Annotated in this window: 13 protein-coding genes; 12 read left to right on the forward strand and 1 reads right to left on the reverse strand. The window is 59.8% G+C overall.

Translation table 11 applies throughout. The features are described 5' to 3' along the window. Positions 1-45 precede the first annotated feature (45 nt). From ACYVI2_RS03050 to ACYVI2_RS03105, 12 genes are all read left to right on the forward strand, one after another. On the forward strand, positions 46-516 hold the full coding sequence (locus tag ACYVI2_RS03050; protein ID WP_415819063.1) for an Lrp/AsnC family transcriptional regulator: 471 nt from the start codon (positions 46-48) through the stop codon (positions 514-516). A gap of 78 nt (positions 517-594) precedes the next feature. Continuing rightward, complete coding sequence (locus ACYVI2_RS03055; protein WP_415819062.1) at positions 595-2,742, forward strand: OPT family oligopeptide transporter; 2,148 nt, start codon at positions 595-597, stop codon at positions 2,740-2,742. Between the two features lie 388 nt (positions 2,743-3,130). Then, positions 3,131-6,004 carry a 2-oxoglutarate dehydrogenase E1 component gene (locus ACYVI2_RS03060; protein ID WP_415819061.1) on the forward strand — a complete coding sequence of 958 codons (2,874 nt, stop codon included), beginning with the start codon at positions 3,131-3,133 and terminating at the stop codon, positions 6,002-6,004. 45 nt (positions 6,005-6,049) lie between these two features. Then, positions 6,050-7,270, forward strand: a complete 1,221-nt coding sequence (gene odhB, locus ACYVI2_RS03065; protein ID WP_415819060.1) for a 2-oxoglutarate dehydrogenase complex dihydrolipoyllysine-residue succinyltransferase — start codon at positions 6,050-6,052, stop codon at positions 7,268-7,270. A 403-nt stretch (positions 7,271-7,673) separates the two neighbouring features. After that, entirely contained in the window at positions 7,674-9,101 is a 1,428-nt protein-coding gene (lpdA, locus tag ACYVI2_RS03070; RefSeq protein ID WP_415819058.1) for a dihydrolipoyl dehydrogenase, read from the forward strand. Positions 9,102-9,322: 221 nt separating this feature from the next. Continuing rightward, a complete protein-coding gene (gene zapE, locus ACYVI2_RS03075) occupies positions 9,323-10,414 on the forward strand; it encodes a cell division protein ZapE (protein WP_415819057.1) in 1,092 nt (363 codons plus the stop codon). A 146-nt stretch (positions 10,415-10,560) separates the two neighbouring features. Next, positions 10,561-11,094, forward strand: coding sequence for a sigma-70 family RNA polymerase sigma factor (locus tag ACYVI2_RS03080; protein ID WP_415819134.1), 534 nt, complete (start codon positions 10,561-10,563; stop codon positions 11,092-11,094). Between the two features lie 4 nt (positions 11,095-11,098). Beyond that, on the forward strand, positions 11,099-12,082 hold the full coding sequence (locus tag ACYVI2_RS03085; protein WP_415819056.1) for a FecR family protein: 984 nt from the start codon (positions 11,099-11,101) through the stop codon (positions 12,080-12,082). 183 nt (positions 12,083-12,265) lie between these two features. After that, positions 12,266-14,749 (forward strand): TonB-dependent siderophore receptor, encoded by a 2,484-nt coding sequence (locus ACYVI2_RS03090; protein WP_415819133.1) that lies wholly within the window; start codon positions 12,266-12,268, stop codon positions 14,747-14,749. A 113-nt stretch (positions 14,750-14,862) separates the two neighbouring features. Continuing rightward, positions 14,863-15,168: a DUF3649 domain-containing protein gene (locus ACYVI2_RS03095; RefSeq protein ID WP_415819055.1), complete on the forward strand. Its 306-nt coding sequence runs from the start codon at positions 14,863-14,865 to the stop codon at positions 15,166-15,168. Between the two features lie 92 nt (positions 15,169-15,260). Next, positions 15,261-16,934: a PepSY-associated TM helix domain-containing protein gene (locus ACYVI2_RS03100; protein WP_415819132.1), complete on the forward strand. Its 1,674-nt coding sequence runs from the start codon at positions 15,261-15,263 to the stop codon at positions 16,932-16,934. Beyond that, the gene (locus ACYVI2_RS03105) at positions 16,931-17,257 is read left to right on the forward strand and encodes a DUF3325 domain-containing protein (RefSeq protein ID WP_415819054.1); all 327 of its coding nucleotides are present in this window, start codon (positions 16,931-16,933) and stop codon (positions 17,255-17,257) included. Before ACYVI2_RS03100 ends, ACYVI2_RS03105 begins: the two co-directional genes overlap by 4 nt. A 3-nt stretch (positions 17,258-17,260) precedes the next feature. On the opposite strand, the gene ACYVI2_RS03110 is transcribed toward ACYVI2_RS03105, so the two are convergent. Then, positions 17,261-18,760: a tripartite tricarboxylate transporter permease gene (locus ACYVI2_RS03110; RefSeq protein WP_415819053.1), complete on the reverse strand. Its 1,500-nt coding sequence runs from the start codon at positions 18,758-18,760 to the stop codon at positions 17,261-17,263. Positions 18,761-18,772 lie beyond the last annotated feature (12 nt).

The following is an 18,772-nucleotide window of genomic DNA, read 5'->3' on the forward strand; positions in this document are numbered from 1 at the left end:
GTTGGCGGCATAATAATCTGCAATTGTTAAATACATAGGATAAATATGCCGAGCGCCTCGCTAGATAGCATTGATCGCCGCATTCTGGGCATCTTGCAAACAGATTCCAGCCTGACCAATGTCGAGCTCGCACGCCGTGTACACCTGTCTCCATCGCCCTGCCTGGCGCGGGTCAAGGCGCTGGAGGCGGCGGGCGTGATACGCGGGTACGTGGCGCTGGCCGATCCGCTGCAATTGGGCCTGAGCCTGAATGTGTTCATCCAGGTCAGCCTGGAAAAACAGGTCGAGACCGAGCTGGATCGCTTTCAGAACGCCATGGCCGAATGCCCCGAGGTCATGGAGTGCTATCTGATGAGCGGCGATGCGGACTATCTATTGCGTGTGGTCGTGCCTGACATCCAGGGGCTGGAACGCTTTGTCGTCAGCCGATTGTCGCGGATTTCCGGCGTTCGAAATATCCGATCGGGATTCGCGTTAAAGCAGGTCAAATATCAGACCGCGTTACCCTTGGAATAGATTTATTTTCCAAGCAGGGCGGTAGAATCCGCGACACTCTAAAAATCATCACCCTTTTTGGCAAGGACATGTTGACTCATGGCAGAACCTGCGCGCGTTCCTGATTCGATCACGCTGCCCGAACTCACCGTTCGCGGCGTCCTGATTGGCGCATTGATTACCGTAGTGTTCACCGCATCCAACGTGTTTCTGGGCCTGAAGGTCGGATTGACGTTTTCGTCGGCGATCCCGGCGGCGGTCATTTCCATGTCGGTGCTCCGGTTGTTTCGAACCTCGAATATCCTCGAAAACAACATGGTGCAGACGCAAGCGTCAGCCGCGGGCACCCTGTCATCCATTATTTTCATTTTGCCGGCACTTGTCATGATGGGGCACTGGCACGGCTTTCCTTTCTGGGAAACGCTGGGCATTTGCGCCGCGGGCGGGATGCTGGGGGTGATGTTCACCATCCCGCTGCGGCACATCATGGTGGTGCAGAGCGATCTGCCGTATCCAGAGGGTGTCGCGGCGGCAGAGATCCTGCGCGTGGGTAGTGGTACGGCCGAGGGAGGCGCCCAAGCCGACGGCGCTGGTCAGGCGTCGCGTGGTTCTTCGCCGTCAGCACGCGGCTTAGACGTCCAATCGGTCTCGACGGACGCCGCTGCAACGGGAGCGAGCCGAGCTAAACCGGCGGCTACGGGCATGGCCGATATTCTCAGCGGAGCCGGCATCGCCGCTGCAGTGAGCTTTGCTTCCAGCGGCCTGCGGGTCTTGGGCGATGCCGTCAGCGTGTGGCCGACGATCGGCGCTGCGGTGTTTCGCCTGCCGATGGGTTTCTCCATGGCCTTATTGGGGGCGGGGTATTTGATCGGTATCGTGGCGGGTCTGGCCATGCTGACGGGCTTGGTCATCGCCTGGGGTATTTCCGTTCCTGTGCTGACCGCATTGGGGGACCGCCCGGCCGATTTGTCGGTAATGGACTATGCCACCGGGCTGTGGAGCTCACAGGTCCGTTTCATTGGGGCAGGGGTGATAGGCGTAGGTGCGATCTGGACGCTGGCCACCCTGTTTGTCCCCATGATGCGCGGTATCAGAACCTCGTTCTCGGCATTCAGCGCGACGCGCAGAGCCGATCAAGGTGGGGCATTGCGTACTGAACAAGATCTGTCCGGGCGCTGGATTGCTGTCGTCACCTTGGTGCTGGTGGTGATTCTGGTGGTGACGTTTGCGTCGTTTTTACGGGCCGAGCCGGTGACAGCCGGCAGCGTAGGACTGCTGGTGACGTACGCCGTCGCATTTGCCTTTATTTTCGGCTTTCTGGTCGCTGCTGCCTGCGGTTATATGGCTGGGCTGGTGGGATCATCGACCAGCCCGATTTCCGGGGTGGGTATTGTGGCCATCGTGCTGGTGTCCTTGCTGATGCTGGGGCTGGAGCGCTCGACCGGCCTGCTCGGCAGCCAGGAGGGTGTCCAGATGGCCATTGCCCTGGCGATTTTCACGACTTCGGCCGTGGTCGCCGTGGCCTCGATTGCGAACGACAACCTGCAGGACCTGAAAACCGGCTGGCTGGTCGGGGCCACCCCCTGGCGCCAGCAGGTGGCGCTGTTGATCGGCTGCGTGGTGGGAGCGGCGGTGATTTCCCCGATCCTCGAGTTGCTCTATAACGCCTATGGTTTTGCCGATGCCTTGCCGCATGCCGGCATGGACCCCGGCCAGGCATTGTCGGCACCGCAGGCCACCCTGATGTTGGCCATTGCGCGCGGGATTTTCACCCATCAGTTGAACTGGGTCATGATTCTGATTGGTATGGCGGTGGGCGTGGGGCTGATCGTGGTGGACGGGATCCTGAAACGCACCTGCCGGGTTGCCCGGATGCCGGTGTTGGCCGTAGGGATCGGGATTTATCTGCCTCCGACGGTCAGTGCGCCGCTGGTCGTGGGGGCGTTGCTGGCCTGGTTGATCGAGCGGGCGCTGCGCCGCCGTGCGGAGCAGGCGGGGCAATCCTATGACAGCTATGCTGAGCTGCCGAATCGGCGCGGCACCTTGTTGGCCTCCGGGTTGATCGTGGGAGAAAGCCTGGTGGGGGTATTGATGGCGGCCATCATCGGGGCGTCGGGCAGCGAGGCGCCCCTGGCCGTGGCAGGAGCGGACTTCGCGCCGATCGCCAACTGGCTGGGGCTGGCGGTCTTTGCTAGTGTGGCGGTACTCTTCTATAGACGTATCGTGTCAGCAGGACGAGTGTCATAAAAGCGCGGAAAAATAGTGCAACAGGCGGCCGTCGTGCGGTTAGATCGTATAAACCGGCTTTCCCGCGATGGCTTCGTGGTTTTCGCGTCACAGCCCGGCCAGGACTTTTCCCAAACTGGATCAAGGAGACTTCGAGCGCATAGCCAGCATCATGACGGATGTTGGCGGGGACTTCTGAACTATCCCAGTCTGCGGCCTCGCCCGGGCACAGAGGGGTCGTGCCGCAATGCGGCAAGACAGGTGCAATCCCGGGGAGTATACTTTTGCGCCATAGGCTTTCAGGGCTTGTACGTGCCTTCTGCCCCTGCTATCCGCTAACGGGAAGCCCGTGTCGCGGAAGGTTTTCCTGCATCGTATCGAGTGAAGCACTCGCAAGGTGAAGCAATATATGTCTTCCGAATCAGAATCTCTTTCCACCTCATATCTATTTGGTGGCAATGCCCCCTACGTCGAAGAGCTGTACGAGGCGTATCTGGACAACCCTGGCTCTGTGCCCGATAACTGGCGCGAGTATTTCGATCAGTTGCAGCATGCTCCTGCGACCGATGGCCAGGAAACGACGCGCGACCGCGCGCATGCCCCCATCGTCGAGTCTTTTGCTCAGCGCGCCCGCAGCAATGGGTTCGTGCAGCAAGTCTCTGCCCAACCCGATCTGTCGATCGCCAGCAAACAAGTCTCGGTACAGTCGCTGATCGGCGCCTATCGTTCGCTGGGTTCGCGCTGGGCCGACCTGGATCCGCTCAAGCGCCAGGAACGTCCCCCGATCCCTGAGCTGGACCCGTCGTTCTACGGCCTGACCGAAGCCGATCTGGACCAGACCTATTCGGCTACCAACACCTACTTCACGACCGCCAGCACCATGACGCTGCGCGATATCCTGAAGGCCCTGCGTGACACTTACTGCCGCAGCATCGGTGCCGAATACACCCATATTTCCGATCCAGCCGCCAAGCGCTGGATCCAGGAACGCCTGGAAAAGACCTTTGGCGCGGCGTCGTATAGCAACGAAGAAAAGCGTCACATCCTGCAGCAACTGACCGAATCCGAAGGTCTCGAGCGTTTCCTGCACACCAAGTACGTGGGCCAGAAGCGCTTCTCCCTCGAAGGCGGCGAAAGCTTCATCGCCTCGATGGACGAGGTGGTCAACCACGCTGGCGAATCCGGTGTCCAGGAAGTCGTGGTCGGGATGGCTCACCGTGGCCGCCTGAATCTGCTGGTCAACATCATGGGCAAAATGCCCGGTGACCTGTTTGCCGAATTCGAGGGCAAGCACGCCGAGGGCCTGACCGACGGCGACGTGAAATACCACAACGGTTTCTCCAGCGATCTGTCCACGCGCGGCGGCCCGGTTCACTTGTCGCTCGCGTTCAACCCGTCTCACCTGGAAATCGTCAACCCCGTGGTCGAGGGTAGCGCCCGCGCTCGCCAAGAGCGCCGCGGCGACCCCGAAGGCAAGCAAGTCTTGCCGGTGCTGGTGCACGGTGACGCGGCCTTTGCCGGCCAGGGTGTTGTGATGGAAACGCTGAACCTCGCACAAACGCGTGGCTACGGCACGGGCGGCACGCTGCACATCGTCATCAACAACCAGATCGGTTTCACGACCTCCGACCCGCGCGATACGCGTTCGACGCTCTATTGCACCGACGTGGTCAAAATGATCGAAGCGCCGGTATTCCACGTCAACGGTGATGACCCCGAGGCGGTTGTGTTCGCGACCAAGCTGGCGCTGGACTACCGCCTGGAGTTCCACCACGACGTGGTTCTGGATATCGTCTGCTTCCGTAAACTCGGCCACAACGAGCAAGACACCCCGGCGTTGACCCAGCCCCTGATGTACAAGCGTATCGGCCATCACCCCGGCACGCGCAAGCTGTACGCCGACAAGCTCACCTCGCAAGGTGTGCTGGCCGACGGCGAAGCCGACCAGATGGTCAAGGATTACCGTCAGCTCATGGAAGACGGCCAGCGCACGATCGAACCTGTGCTGACTGACTACAAGAGCAAGTACGCGATCGATTGGTCGCCGTTCCTGGGCGCCAAATGGACCGATCAGGCCGACACGGCAGTGCCGTTGGCTGAACTCAAACGCATCGGTGAACGTATTACCACGGTGCCCGATAGCTTCACCCCGCACCCGCTGGTCAAGAAACTGTTGACCGAGCGTCGCAAGATGGCCGAGGGTGAGCAAAACCTCGACTGGGGCATGGGCGAGCATCTGGCGTTCGCGACGTTGGTGGCTTCGGGCTATGCGATTCGTATTACCGGTCAGGATTCGGGCCGCGGTACATTCACGCACCGCCATGCCGTATTGCACGATCAAAACCGCGAACGTTGGAATGACGGCACCTATGTGCCGCTGCAAAACGTCTCCGACGGCCAAGCGCCGTTCACGGTGATCGACTCGGTGCTGTCCGAAGAGGCCGTGCTCGGTTTCGAATACGGTTATTCCTGCGCAGAACCGAACACGCTGACCATCTGGGAAGCTCAATTCGGTGACTTCGTCAACGGCGCTCAGGTCGTGATCGACCAGTTCATCAGCTCGGGCGAAGCCAAATGGGGCCGCCAGTCGGGTCTGACGTTGATGCTGCCGCACGGTTACGAGGGCCAAGGTCCCGAGCACTCGTCGGGTCGTATCGAGCGCTTCCTGCAACTGTGTGCCGACAACAACATTCAGGTGGTTCAGCCCACGACCGCTTCGCAGATTTTCCATCTGCTGCGTCGCCAAATGATCCGTCCGTTCCGCAAGCCGCTGGTGATTTTCACGCCGAAGTCGCTGCTGCGTAATAAGGATGCAGGTTCGCCTCTGACCGAGTTGGCCGGCGGCAGCTTCCGTCCGGTGATCAGCGAGTTGGACGATACGATCGACGCGAGCAAGGTCAAACGCGTACTGGCGTGCTCGGGCAAGGTCTATTACGACTTGGTTCACGCGCGCACCGACCGCGATGCCAAGCACGTGGCAATCGTTCGCGTCGAGCAGCTGTATCCGTTTGCCCACAAGGCTTTTGAAACCGAGCTGCGCAAGTACGCGAACGCAACCGAAGTGGTCTGGGTGCAAGACGAGCCTCAGAACCAAGGTCCGTGGTTCTATGTTCAGCATCACCTCTACGAGAATATGGCCGACGGTCAGAAACTCGGCTATGCCGGTCGCCCGGCTTCGGCGTCGCCTGCGGTAGGCTACCTGGCCAAGCACCAGGAACAACAGAAAGCACTGATCGAACAGGCTTTTGCCGCGAAATACAAAGGCTTCATGCTGACTAAGTAAGTTCAGCCGCCGATATCGAATCTCTCTATTTAGGAACTTATTACCATGGCTATTACTGACGTTGTTGTCCCCCAGTTGTCCGAATCCGTGTCGGAAGCGACTTTGCTCACCTGGAAGAAACAGGCTGGCGCTGCTGTCGAGGCAGACGAGATCCTGATCGAAATCGAAACTGACAAGGTGGTGCTGGAAGTGCCGGCTCCGGCATCGGGCGTGCTGGCTGAAATCGTGGAAGCCGATGGCGCCACGGTGACGTCGGGCCAACTCATCGCCAAAATCGATACGGCTGCCCAGGCTGCTGCTGCCCCGGCTGCTGCTCCCAAGGCTGAAGCCGCTGCGCCTGCCGCGGCTCCGGCTGCTGCCGCTGCTGCACCGGCCTCGTCGGGTTCGGCTGGTATTGCTTCGCCGGCCGCTGCCAAGATCCTGGCCGAAAAGGGCGTGGACGCTGGCAGCGTGGCTGGCACGGGCCGTGACGGTCGTGTGACCAAGGCTGATGCTCAGGGCGCCAGCGCTGCGCCGGCCAAGGCCGCTGCCGCTGCACCGGCGCCGACCACGTTGTCGCTGGATGGCCGTCCGGAACAGCGCGTGCCGATGAGCCGCCTGCGTGCCCGTATCGCTGAGCGTCTGCTGCAATCGCAACAAGAAAACGCCATTTTGACCACGTTCAACGAGGTCAACATGCAGGCTGTGATCGATCTGCGCAACAAGTACAAGGAAAAGTTCGAGAAAGAGCACGGCGTCAAGTTGGGCTTCATGTCGTTCTTCGTCAAGGCTGCTGTTGCCGCCCTGAAAAAGTACCCGTTGATCAACGCGTCGATCGACGGCAAGGACATCATCTATCACGGCTACTTTGACATCGGTATCGCGGTGGGTAGCCCCCGTGGTTTGGTGGTGCCGATTCTGCGCAACGCGGATCAGCTCTCGCTCGCCGAGATCGAAAAGACGATCGCCGATTTCGGTAAGCGCGCTGCCGAAGGTAAGCTGGGCATCGAAGAGATGACCGGTGGTACCTTCTCGATTTCGAACGGTGGTGTGTTCGGTTCGATGCTGTCGACCCCGATCATCAACCCGCCGCAATCGGCGATCCTGGGCGTGCATGCGACCAAGGAGCGTCCGGTGGTTGAAAAAGGTCAGATCGTGATTCGTCCGATCAACTACCTGGCGCTGTCTTATGACCATCGGATTATTGATGGTCGCGAAGCGGTGTTGGGCTTGGTTGCGATGAAGGACGCGTTGGAAGATCCGCAGCGTTTGTTGCTGGATCTGTAATTTCTAGCGTTGAATAGTTTGACGGGCGTGAGGATGGGTTCTTCTGTCGCGATGTGCCGGGGCCAAGAGGCTTCGGTGCGACGGACCCGTTCGGCCGGTCTGGCCGCCTGCGCGGCCAGACTCCCCGTCGCCTACCTCGTCAGGCGGGGCGGCTGGGCAAACTCGCTCCGCTTCGCTACGCTCAAACATGCCCAGCCGACTTCCCCCCGCCTTCCTTCGGTAGCGCTCGGCGGCCTCAACGGGCCCGCCGCACCGAAGCCTCTTGGCCCCGGCACATCGCTGGCGTTCATGACTCATCTGCGTCTGCTCGCCTTTAAAGAGGCAGGCTGTACCTCTGATGCGATGTGCTCCGTGGTGTTTACATCGGCTGGCGCTTCTTTAATTCCCAAATTTCGAGATCATTATGTCCAAACAATTTGACGTTGTTGTCATCGGTGCTGGCCCCGGCGGTTATATCGCGGCGATTCGTGCTGCGCAGTTGGGCAAGTCCGTGGCTTGCATTGACGCGTGGCAAAACGGCCAAGGCGGCCCGGCACCCGGCGGTACTTGCACGAACGTGGGCTGCATTCCGTCGAAGGCGTTGTTGCAGTCGTCGGAGCATTTTGAACAGGCCAACCACCACTTTGCCGAGCACGGTATTGAAGTCAAAGGCGTTAGCCTGAAGCTCGATACGCTGGTTGGCCGCAAGAACACGGTGGTCAAGCAGAACAACGACGGCATCCTGTATTTGTTCAAGAAGAACAAGGTCACGTTCTTCCATGGCAAGGGTGCGTTTGCTGGTCAGGTTGACGGCGGTTATGCGATCAAGGTCACCGGCACGACCGAAGAAGACCTGGTTGCCAAGCACGTGGTCGTGGCAACGGGTTCGTCGGCGCGCGAGTTGCCGGGCCTGCCGTTCGATGAAAAAGTCGTGCTGTCCAACGACGGCGCGCTGAGTATCGATGCTGTGCCGAAAAAGCTGGGCGTGATTGGCGCTGGCGTGATTGGCCTGGAGCTGGGCAGCGTGTGGCGCCGTCTGGGCGCTGAGGTCACTGTCCTGGAAGCCATGCCTGACTTCTTGGCGGTCGCTGATCAGCAAGTCGCCAAAGAAGCTCTGAAGGTGCTGACTAAGCAAGGCCTGAATATTCAGACCGGCGTGAAGATCGGTGACGTCAAGGCGACGGCGAAGTCGGTCAACGTGTCGTATGTGGATGCCAAGGGCGCCGAGCAAAAGCTGGCGGTGGACAAACTGATCGTGTCGATCGGGCGTGTGCCGTACACCGGCGGTTTGAACGCCGAATCCGTGGGTCTGCAACTGGACGAGCGCGGCTTCATTGCTGTCGATGATGACTGCAAGACCAACTTGCCCAACGTATGGGCAGTGGGCGATGTGGTGCGTGGTCCGATGTTGGCGCACAAGGCCGAAGAAGAAGGCGTGGCGGTGGCCGAGCGTATCGCCGGTCAGCATGGCCATGTGAATTTCGCGACGGTGCCGTCGGTTATTTACACGTCGCCGGAAATCGCCTGGGTGGGCAAGAACGAACAGCAACTCAAGGCGGAAGGCCGCGAGTACAAGGCGGGCAGCTTCCCCTTTATGGCGAACGGCCGTGCGCGCGCGTTGGGTGATACGACGGGTTTTGCCAAAGTGATTGCGGATGCCAAGACCGATGAGGTGTTGGGCGTGCATATCATTGGCCCGATGGCATCGGAGCTGATTTCCGAAGCCGTGACCATCATGGAATTCCGTGGTGCGGCCGAGGACATCGCGCGTATTTGCCACGCTCACCCGACTCTGTCGGAAGCCGTGAAAGAAGCCGCTCTGGCGGTGGACAAGCGCACGCTGAATTTCTGATTCTGAGCGATGTATAGATGGGCGCCGGGCTGCAACGGCTCGGCGCTTGTCTGTGTAGTGATGGTTCGTTCGGGCCTGTGCGTGTTGGCCGATACGATGGCAAATGTTTGTTCGCCTATGCGCGATGGTGTCCCCTTGCCGGTGGTGCATACGACAGATTGCCAGATGAATAGTATGAGGCGGTTGACCCGCCTTTTTTCTTTTAGGTTTGCAGCTGCGATATGAACGTCCGCGAATACTATGAACAATCCCTGGCGGAGCGGGGGTATCACCCTGATGTGGCGCAGAAGCAAGCCATTGACCGATTGCAGGCGTATTACGACGACTGGGTGCGTTTCAAGGCCCTGCGCTCGAATGCGTTAAAGAAGTTATTGAACCGGCCCGATGTCCCGCGCGGTGTGTATCTGTGGGGGGGAGTGGGGCGCGGCAAAAGCTTTTTGATGGACGCGTTTTATGCCACGGTACCCGTGGTGCGCAAAACGCGGCTGCATTTTCATGAGTTCATCCGCGGCGTGCATCGCGAGCTGGAAAACGTCAAAGGGATGCAAGATCCCCTGGATGAGGTGGCGCGCCGGGTGGCCAAGCGTTATCGCTTGATTTGTTTTGACGAGTTCCACGTGTCGGACGTGGCCGATGCGATGATTCTCTATCGTTTGTTGCTCAAGCTATTCGAGTACGGCACGTCGTTTGTGATGACGTCCAACTACGAGCCATCGACCTTGTATCCGGATGGCTTGCATCGCGATCGGATTTTGCCGGCGATCGAGCTGATCCAGAAACGCATGGATGTCTTGAACGTGGATGCGGGGATTGATTATCGGCGCCGCTCGCTGGAGCAGGTGCAGTGCTATCACTCGCCGCTGAATGAGCAGTCCAAGGCTGCTTTGCAGGACGCTTTTGATCGGCTGGCCGACACGCCGCCGCAAGAGCCTGTGTTGCACATCGAGCATCGCGAGCTGCGTGCACAGGCGTTGGCCGGGTCTGTGGTGTGGTTCGATTTTGCGACGCTATGCGGTGGTCCGCGCTCGCAGAACGATTACCTGGAATTGGCCAGCCGTTTTCACGCGGTGATTTTGTCGGATGTGCCTCGCATGGGACCACGCCAAGCGTCCGAGGCTCGCCGGTTTACCTGGTTGATCGACGTGTTTTACGACCACAAGATCAAGCTGATCATGTCGGCGGAATGCGAGCCCGAGGAGCTCTACACCGAAGGCGCGTTGGCCAATGAGTTTCACCGCACTGTGTCGCGCATCCTGGAAATGCAGTCACGCGAGTATTTGGAGTCCGAGCGCCGTTTGACGGTCGGGCTGTAAGAACTGCAAGCGGTCGCTTCAGGAAGGAGGGCAGGGTGACGTGTTGTTGTGCCAACACGTCATGGCCTGGGTGCGGCAGCATCTCTGCGTAATCTGATTGATAATAATAGTAGTTATCAATTACCATCGCGGTTTGCGCTTTTTCTCTGCCCGCCGTGAAAACCTCCATACCGAGCGTGGCCGTCGCGCCCGCGGCGGCGCCCATTGACGAGCTGTACCGTGATCATCAGCCATGGCTGTTCCGATGGCTGCGGGGCAAGCTGGGCAATCCTTTCCGGGCAGAGGACCTGACTCAGGACGTGTTTGTGCGGGTCATTGCCGGCCGCAAGCAAGTCCGGGCCGAGCAGGCCCGTCCATTTTTACGCACGATCGCCCAGGGCTTGCTGATCGATCATTATCGACGCGCCGGCCTGGAGCAGGCGTATCTCGATTATCTGGCCGCCTTGCCGGAACCTCATCAACCCTCCGCAGAAACGCGTGCAGCAGTTTTGCAGCAGATTGCCATGCTGGATCGGATGCTGGCGGATCTGCCCGACAATGTGCGGCGGGCATTTGTGATGGCCCAGATTGACGGCTTGAGCTATGCCGAAATCGCCGAGCGGCTCGGCGTGTCCTTGAGTGCAGTACAGCAATATATGACCCGCGCGTTGATGGCCTGCTATGTCTGCCTCCAGGATTGAGACGATGGGCGATCCCATTGCCCAGGCCGCCATCGCGTGGTGGGTCAAATTGCAATCCGGTGAGGGCGGGACTGCTGCATTGAATGCCTGTCGGCAATGGCGAGCAGCAGATCCGCGTCATGAGCACGCCTGGGCGCGCCTGGAGGGTCTCGCTCATGCCGTACGTGATATTCCCTCGGACTTTGCGCATGCGCATTTAGTGGAGGCGACAACCGCTCGGCAGGGCAGCCGTTCGCATGGCCGACAGCGGCGCGCCGTGCTCAAGGGACTGATTGCAGGCGCCGTCCTGGGTGGTACCGGTGCCGCCACGTATGAATGGACCCCTTGGCAGCGTTTGGTGGCCGATTACAGTACGCGCGTGGGCGAACGGCGCCGTGTCGTGTTGCCGGACCATGTCCGGATGGATTTGGCCAGCGATACGGCGGTGTCATCGGCGTTTCGCGACGGGCAGCGTGAGTTGACGTTGTGGCGAGGTGAAATGGGCATCGCTGTCGATCGCGACCCAAGCGTGTCTCCTTTGTTGGTGAATGTCGACGGCAGCCGCCTGGAGGCGATCAACGCGCATTTTTCGTTGTGGCGGCAGCCGTCTGGAATACGCGTCGATGTCTACGAGGGCTCACTTCGTGTGAGTGCGCAGGGCAGCGAGCCTCGAGTACTGAATGCGGGCGCAGCGTTATATCGCCAGGCCGACGCCTGGCATGAGACAGCGGCGCAGAGCAGCCGGGCCGCCTGGATGGACGGGTTGCTTGTCGCTAATGATGATCGATTGGCCGAGGTCGTTGCCCAGCTGGCGCGCTATCGCCACGGGGTGCTCTCGGTCAGTCCCGATGTGGCGGATTTATCGGTATCCGGCGTATTTCCGTTGGATGACACGGATGGTGCGTTGGAAATGCTGCAGCACGTCTTGCCGATCACGATCAAACGCTGGGGATCGTGGTGGGTGCGAGTCGATGGCGTTGACGAGCACTCTCAACAGCGAAGCGTGTAGATCGTCGCAGGCACTCTGGATTTACTTTTGGTTTCTATTCAGTCGTCTCATCGCCTGCAGGTTTTGCGTGCTCGTGCGGAATGGCTTTTGTAACCCGTTCATTTCCGCAGGAGTCTTGTTTTGTCTTTTCTTGCTTCCTTGTTCTCATCCCGGGCGGCCCGTCGCATAAGCGCTGGCTATGACATACGAGGCGCCCGGCATCCTGGCGCATTGCCCGCGCTGGTGTTGGCGTTGGCGGGCGCAGGGCTGGTGTCGGTGCATCCGGCTGTGCTGGCGCAGGCGGCTGGCGCCCAACCAAGCCAATCGGCAGCCGGCGCACGCAGTGTTTCGGTGCCTGCTGGACCACTGGGTGAGGTATTGACCGCATTCGCGCGGCAGGCCGGCGTACTGATTTCATTCGATACCGGCCTGGTATCGGGATTGAGCGCATCGGGTTTGCAGGGCAGCTATTCCGCTGGCGAGGGTTTTCGCGCCATCTTGCAAGGAAGCGGCCTGGAGGCTTATCCCGGGACGGGTGGCTGGCATTTGCGGCGCTCACCGTCGATGGCGGGCGACACGGTGAGCCTGGCTCCCGTGGTGGTGCAAGGGCAGGGCGAGACCGGCACGGGCCAGACCTATGGTGTGGTTTCCACCGTCGCGTCCACTGGCACCAAGACGGACACGCCGTTGTTGGAAACGCCGCAATCCATTTCGGTGATCACGCAGACCCAAATCGCTCAACAAGGCGCAAACACGTTGAACCAGGTGCTGCGTTATACCCCTGGCGTAGCGGTGGAAACGCGAGGTGCGACCGCGACTCGACTGGATCAGTTCACGATCCGGGGCTTTTCCGCTACGTCCTACCTGGATGGGCTGCGTGTCTTCGGCGGCCGGGATGCCTTGCCGCAGGTGGATGCCTATCGGCTGGAACGGGTCGATGTCCTGAAAGGCCCCTCGTCCGTCATGTACGGCCAAGGCGGCCCTGGCGGCGTGGTGAACCAGGTCAGCAAACGGCCGGTGGCCGGGCAGGTCAATGAGCTCGGTGTCGAAGTCGGCACCAACTCGTTGTTGCGCGGGATGGCTGATGTCGGCGGCAGTCTGAACGACGACGGCACCTTGCTATATCGCGTAGTCGGCGCAGGCTATATGGCTGACGGCCAATTGCACGATACCAAGGAACGCCGCTATTACGTGTCGCCGTCGTTCTTGTGGCAACCCACTGCGGATACCCGCTTGACTGTGTTGACGCATTTCCAGCGCGATCCCGATATGGGGGCGTACGGGGCCCTGCCTGCGATGGGTACGGTGCATGCCTTACCGGATGGCAGCCGTTTCTCACGCAGCTTCTACGATGGGGACAAAGGTTTCGAGCGCAGCGACCGCAAGCACTATTCCTTGGGCTATGAGTTTGAGCATCGCTTTAACGACACCTTTAAAGCAACCCAGAAATTACGCTATGTGCACGCGGATGCCGAATATCGCAGTATCTATAACAGCGGTTGGGCAGATCCAGGCACCTATCGCTACCTGAAGCGCGGTCTGACCGGTACCGACGTCAAGTTCGATGCCTTGACGCTGGACAACAATCTGCTGGCCAATTTCTCCACGGGGCCTTTCGATCACACGGCCTTGTTGGGTTTTGATTATCAGCGCGTCAATACGGATACCTTGTCGGCCTCGCAGACTGGTGATTTCCTGAATCTGGACACTTGGAATCCAAACTACGACATGGGCTTTACCATGCCGGCCTTCACCAGCGACCAGACCCAGACGCAATATCAAGCCGGCCTGTATTTCCAGGACCAAATCAAGCTCGGCCGTCTGTCGGTGCTGCTGGGCGGGCGTTATGACTGGGCGCGTACCAACACCAACGCGACCAATCTGAACACCGGGGTGCGCACGCATACGCCTCAGCGCGCACAGGCCTTTACCGGTCGCGCGGGGTTGCTCTATCTGTTCGACAATGGCGTGGCGCCGTACTTCAGCTATTCGCAGTCGTTCGAGCCGCAAAACGGCACGGGCTGGGATGGGGCTCCGTTTGATCCGGTCGAGGGCGAGCAATACGAGTTGGGCGTGAAATACGAACCCGCCGGTTCGCGTACCTTGTTGACGGCTGCGGTCTACGACATCCGTCGCAAAAACCTGACCACGACGGACCCGGATCCGACCCATATCTGCAGCGGCGGACGTTGCAGTATCCAAGCGGGCGAGGTGCGCACCCGCGGTCTGGAGCTTGAGGCCAAAACCGAGCCGGTCGACGGGCTGAGCGTGATTGCGTCGTACAGCTGGATGCAGAACGCCTATACCAAAGACAATCCCAATGCCGCAGGTGTCAGCATGAAGGGTACACAACCGGCCGGCGTACCCAAGCATCAGGCGTCGGCATGGGTGCACTATGAAATGCAAAGCGGGCCGCTGGCCGGTCTGGGAGTAGGGGCCGGTGTGCGCTATCTGGGCGAAACCTGGGGCGATGCCAACAATACGTTCAAGGTATCCAGCGCCACACTGTTTGATTTGGGACTGGACTACGACCTCGGCCGTTATCAGCCGGCACTGAAAGGCTGGCAGGTCAGCCTGAACGTCGCGAACGTCTTTGACAAGCGTTATGTGGCCTCGTGCTTGAGCGAGGCTTGGTGCTGGTACGGCTATGACCGCACCGTCAAGGCTGCGGTGCGCTATCGCTGGTAACGCCGAGGCGGGCGCCTGCTGGACGGCCTTCATTCTACGAAGGCGGGAAAGAAGCGCCCGTTTTTTCTCGTAATGATTATAATTCTCAAATTATCGAGTTCGCAGGATTTGCAGTGAAACCTATTCCCGGCGCCGGGTTGGCGCGCTATCGATGGGCCGTCGTCTCGCGCATTATCGCTGCGGTATTTGGCGGGTATGCGTTGGCATCGGCAACGGCCGCCAGTCTGGCCGTGTGGCTGCCCATGGTGCGTGTCGATGCCGTCGTGACGGCGAGCATGCTTGCGTTCGTCGCCTATACGATTGCCGTCATGTGGGTGTTTGCCGCCCGTAATACGTGGCGCGCGTGGGCCGGGATCCTCGTGCCGACGGTGCTGCTGGCAGGGCTGTTCTGGCTCAGCCGGTTGGCGGGGGCCGCATGACAAAAGCCTCAAAATCCAGCGCTGCTCAGGCCACGTCCCCAGTGACGCCAGACAGTTCGGTGTCGTCCAAGGCTTTCGCGAAGTCGAAATCCATGCGCTCTCCTTCCGAACAGGGTGAGGGCTTTCGGCAAGCGATGGCGTGGCTGCACACGTGGGCCGGGTTGGTGTTCGGATGGATCTTGTTTGCGATGTTCCTGACTGGGACATTGGCATTTTTCCGGCCCGAAATCACTACGTGGATGCAGCCAGAGGCGCCAGCGCAGCAGCAGGTATTACCTGCAGACCAGGCCGCCGACATGGCGCAGCGTTATCTGAGCGCACATGCGCCGGACGCCTCGCGCTGGTTCATTGATTTGCCCTCGGCACGCGAGCCTTATCTGAGTTTGTTGTACCAAATTCTCAAGCCCGCGCCGGGCGAACGGGGGTTCAAACGCGTGACACTCGATCCCGCGACCGGTCAGGAAATCAAGGCCCGTGAAACGCGCGGTGGCGATTTTTTATATCGCTTTCATTTCGAATTGGAAATGGCCCGTCCATGGGGGCGTTGGCTGGCTAGTATCGCGGGGATGTTCATGCTGGTGGCCATCATCAGCGGCATCGTGACGCACAAGAAAATCTTCAAGGACTTCTTTACATTCCGGCCCGCCAAGGGCGGGCAGCGCGCGTGGATGGACGGGCACAACGCCTTGTCAGTGTTGGGATTGCCGTTTCATCTGATGATTACGTTCAGCGGGCTGCTGCTCTTTGTGGTCATGCTGTTGCCTGCGGGGATTTCGGCTGCCTATGACACGCCCCGTGCATATTTTGACGAGCGGTTCCCGGGCTCGCCTCAGCAGCGTCCGACCGACGGCCAGGCCGAGCTGTTGCCGCTGGGTCCGTTGGTGGCACAGGCAACCTCGCTGTGGCAGGGCGGTAGTGCGGGACGCCTGGTGGTGACGAATCCCGGCAAACAGAACGCGATGGTATCGGTGTCTCGAGACTCGGGCGAACGCGTATCGTATGGCCGCAATGCTCCCAGCATGCAATTCAATGGGATCGATGGTGCGCTGCTATCGCGGCACGATAACAACAGTGCTGCGATGACGACTGCCGATACGATCATCGGTTTGCATCTGGGTTTTTTTGCTGCGCCGCTGCTGCGGTGGCTGTATTTCCTGGTCAGCCTGGCAGGGACGGCGATGGTCGGCACCGGCTTGGTGTTATGGGTTGCCAAGCGTCGCCAGAAAGTCGGCGCCGCGGCTCAGCAGAAGTTTTCGCTGCGCTTGGTCGATGCCCTGAACGCCGCCAGCATCGCCGGTTTTTGTCTGGCGGTGGTGGTGTACTTCTGGGCAAACCGGTTGGTGCCCGCTGACCTGGTTGGGCGAGGCGCTTGGGAAACCCGCGCGTTCTTCATTGTCTGGGGCTTGAGTTTTATTTATGCCTTTGCATTTCGTACGCGCAAGTGGATGGATCTGTTGTCGTTGACTGCGGTGTTGGCGCTGGCATTGCCAGTGTTGAATGCCTTGACGACGGACCGGCACTTGGGCATGTCGTTGCCGGCCGGCGATTGGGTCATGGCGGGATTTGACCTGACCTCGCTGGCTGCGGCCGTCCTGTTTGGCTGGATGGCTCACAAGGCGCGCAAGGCGTACCAGAAAAACAAGACAACATCGGCCCGCCCAGTTCCGGCAGGCCGCAAGGCCGTTCGCCCTGATGCGGTCAGTACAGCACGTGCTGCAGCCACCTCCGTCACCGCCAGCTGTACTGTTAATGAGGTGACGTCATGATGAGTATTGCCGCTTTCTGCTTGGCCTATGCTGGCTTCTCCGCGTTGTGCCTGGGTATGGATCGCCACTACGAGGATGTGTTCGACCGCGAATTGCCGCGCCGTCATCGTACCCCCCTGCGTATCGTTGGTTGGACCGCACTGGCGTTGTCGCTATGGGCGTCGGCTGCGGTATGGGGGTGGTCCTATGGCACCGTGGAATGGATCGGTATCTTGAGTTTTGCGGGCTTGATTCTGATTTGGTTCGTCAGCTATCGGCCAGTCGCTGCACTGTCCGCCGGGGGGCTATGCGCAGTGGCGGCCCCCGTGTTGGCTTTTTTCTGATCTCTAACTCCTGTCCGATTTTCGTTTCCAGCATTTCGATATCAGCGGAAAGAGCACCACTGATGCGGCCAGCAGGAAGAACGCCAGAGAGATCGGGCGCTCGAAGAACACGCCCAGTCCGCCTTCGGACAGGATCAAGGTTCGGCGGATATTGTTCTCCAGCATGGGGCCGAGCACCACTCCCAGCACCAGTGGGACCGCCGAATACTCCAGCTTGAGCATCAGATAGCCCAGCACCCCTGCACCCAGCGCCAGCAGGACATCAGACATCGAGTAATTGATCGAAAATACCCCGAACAGAATCATGCCGATTACAACCGGGTAGAGCAGCGCCGTAGAAACGAACACTACGCTTGCCAGCAAGGGAATCATCAGCAGTGTCAGAAACAACAGCATGACGTTGCCTATCCAGAAACTGCCGAACACCGTCCACACGAAATCCGGATTGTTGGTAAACAGCAAGGGCCCTGGTTGCAGGCCCAACATCAAGAGCCCTCCCAGCATGATGGCAGTGGTCGCCGAGCCGGGGATGCCCAGTGTGAACATAGGCACCATGGACACATAGGCTGCGCTGTTGTTTGCTGCCTCAGGAGCCGCAACGCCCTGCATGGCGCCTTTGCCAAACTCTTCGGGAGTACGTGATACCTTTTTGGCGGCCGCATAGGCCAACATCGTGGCCGCCGTCGCGCCCACGCCAGGCAGCACGCCCACGAGAAAACCCATGATAGATCCCAGCACCACCGCGCCCTTGCAGCGGATCATATGGCTCACGCGGGGCAGTAACGAGCGCAATGAATAATTGGCTGCAGCTCGGGTGCCTTCAGCCTTTTCCGACAGATTGAAAAATATCTCGGCGAGCCCGAATATGCCAACCGCAATGATGGTGAAATCCACGCCATCCAGCAGGTCCATCGACCCCAGGGTATAACGCGGCGGTCCCGAAATGGGATCCATGCCTATCATGCCGATCCAGATACCCAGAAACAGCGCAGTGAATCCCTTGATGATGTTGCGTCCACCCAGCACGCTCACCAGCGAAAAGGCCAGCACCATGACGGCCGTCATTTCGGTCGGTCCAAATTCAATGGCTACGCGCGCGATCGCCAGCGCCAGCAGTGCCATGACCAGCAGACCGAATATGCCGCCGGTGAACGAGGAAAACACACTGATGCCTAACGCCTCGCCCGCCTTGCCTTGCTTGGCCATTGCATAGCCATCCAGCACGGTCATGACTGATGCGGACTCTCCAGGGATCCCCAGCAGAATGGAGGTAACAGCACCGCCAAACATGGCGCCGTAATAAATCCCGCCCAGGCCGGCGATGGCTTCGACACCGCCAAAGCCGACCGCTACCGGCAGCATGATCGCTACACCGGCAGCGGGACCCAGACCCGGCAATACACCGACGAACAATCCGATCAAGACACCGATCAGTGTGGCTGCCAGCACCGACCATGACAGTGCGTTGACTATACCTTCGAGTAGCAGGACGATGGAGTCCATGTTGTTCCCTCA

Source organism: Bordetella tumbae (assembly GCF_054780995.1).

What these genes read in the sequence shown, in the direction of transcription:
- ACYVI2_RS03050 (WP_415819063.1), top strand. Translation starts at nt 46, where the DNA reads ATGCCGAGCGCCTCGCTAGATAGCATTGATCGCCGCATTCTGGGCATC.
- ACYVI2_RS03055 (WP_415819062.1), top strand. Translation starts at nt 595, where the DNA reads ATGGCAGAACCTGCGCGCGTTCCTGATTCGATCACGCTGCCCGAACTC.
- ACYVI2_RS03060 (WP_415819061.1), top strand. Translation starts at nt 3,131, where the DNA reads ATGTCTTCCGAATCAGAATCTCTTTCCACCTCATATCTATTTGGTGGC.
- odhB (WP_415819060.1), top strand. Translation starts at nt 6,050, where the DNA reads ATGGCTATTACTGACGTTGTTGTCCCCCAGTTGTCCGAATCCGTGTCG.
- lpdA (WP_415819058.1), top strand. Translation starts at nt 7,674, where the DNA reads ATGTCCAAACAATTTGACGTTGTTGTCATCGGTGCTGGCCCCGGCGGT.
- zapE (WP_415819057.1), top strand. Translation starts at nt 9,323, where the DNA reads ATGAACGTCCGCGAATACTATGAACAATCCCTGGCGGAGCGGGGGTAT.
- ACYVI2_RS03085 (WP_415819056.1), top strand. Translation starts at nt 11,099, where the DNA reads ATGGGCGATCCCATTGCCCAGGCCGCCATCGCGTGGTGGGTCAAATTG.
- ACYVI2_RS03100 (WP_415819132.1), top strand. Translation starts at nt 15,261, where the DNA reads ATGCGCTCTCCTTCCGAACAGGGTGAGGGCTTTCGGCAAGCGATGGCG.
- ACYVI2_RS03105 (WP_415819054.1), top strand. Translation starts at nt 16,931, where the DNA reads ATGATGAGTATTGCCGCTTTCTGCTTGGCCTATGCTGGCTTCTCCGCG.
- ACYVI2_RS03110 (WP_415819053.1), bottom strand. Translation starts at nt 18,760, where the DNA reads ATGGACTCCATCGTCCTGCTACTCGAAGGTATAGTCAACGCACTGTCA.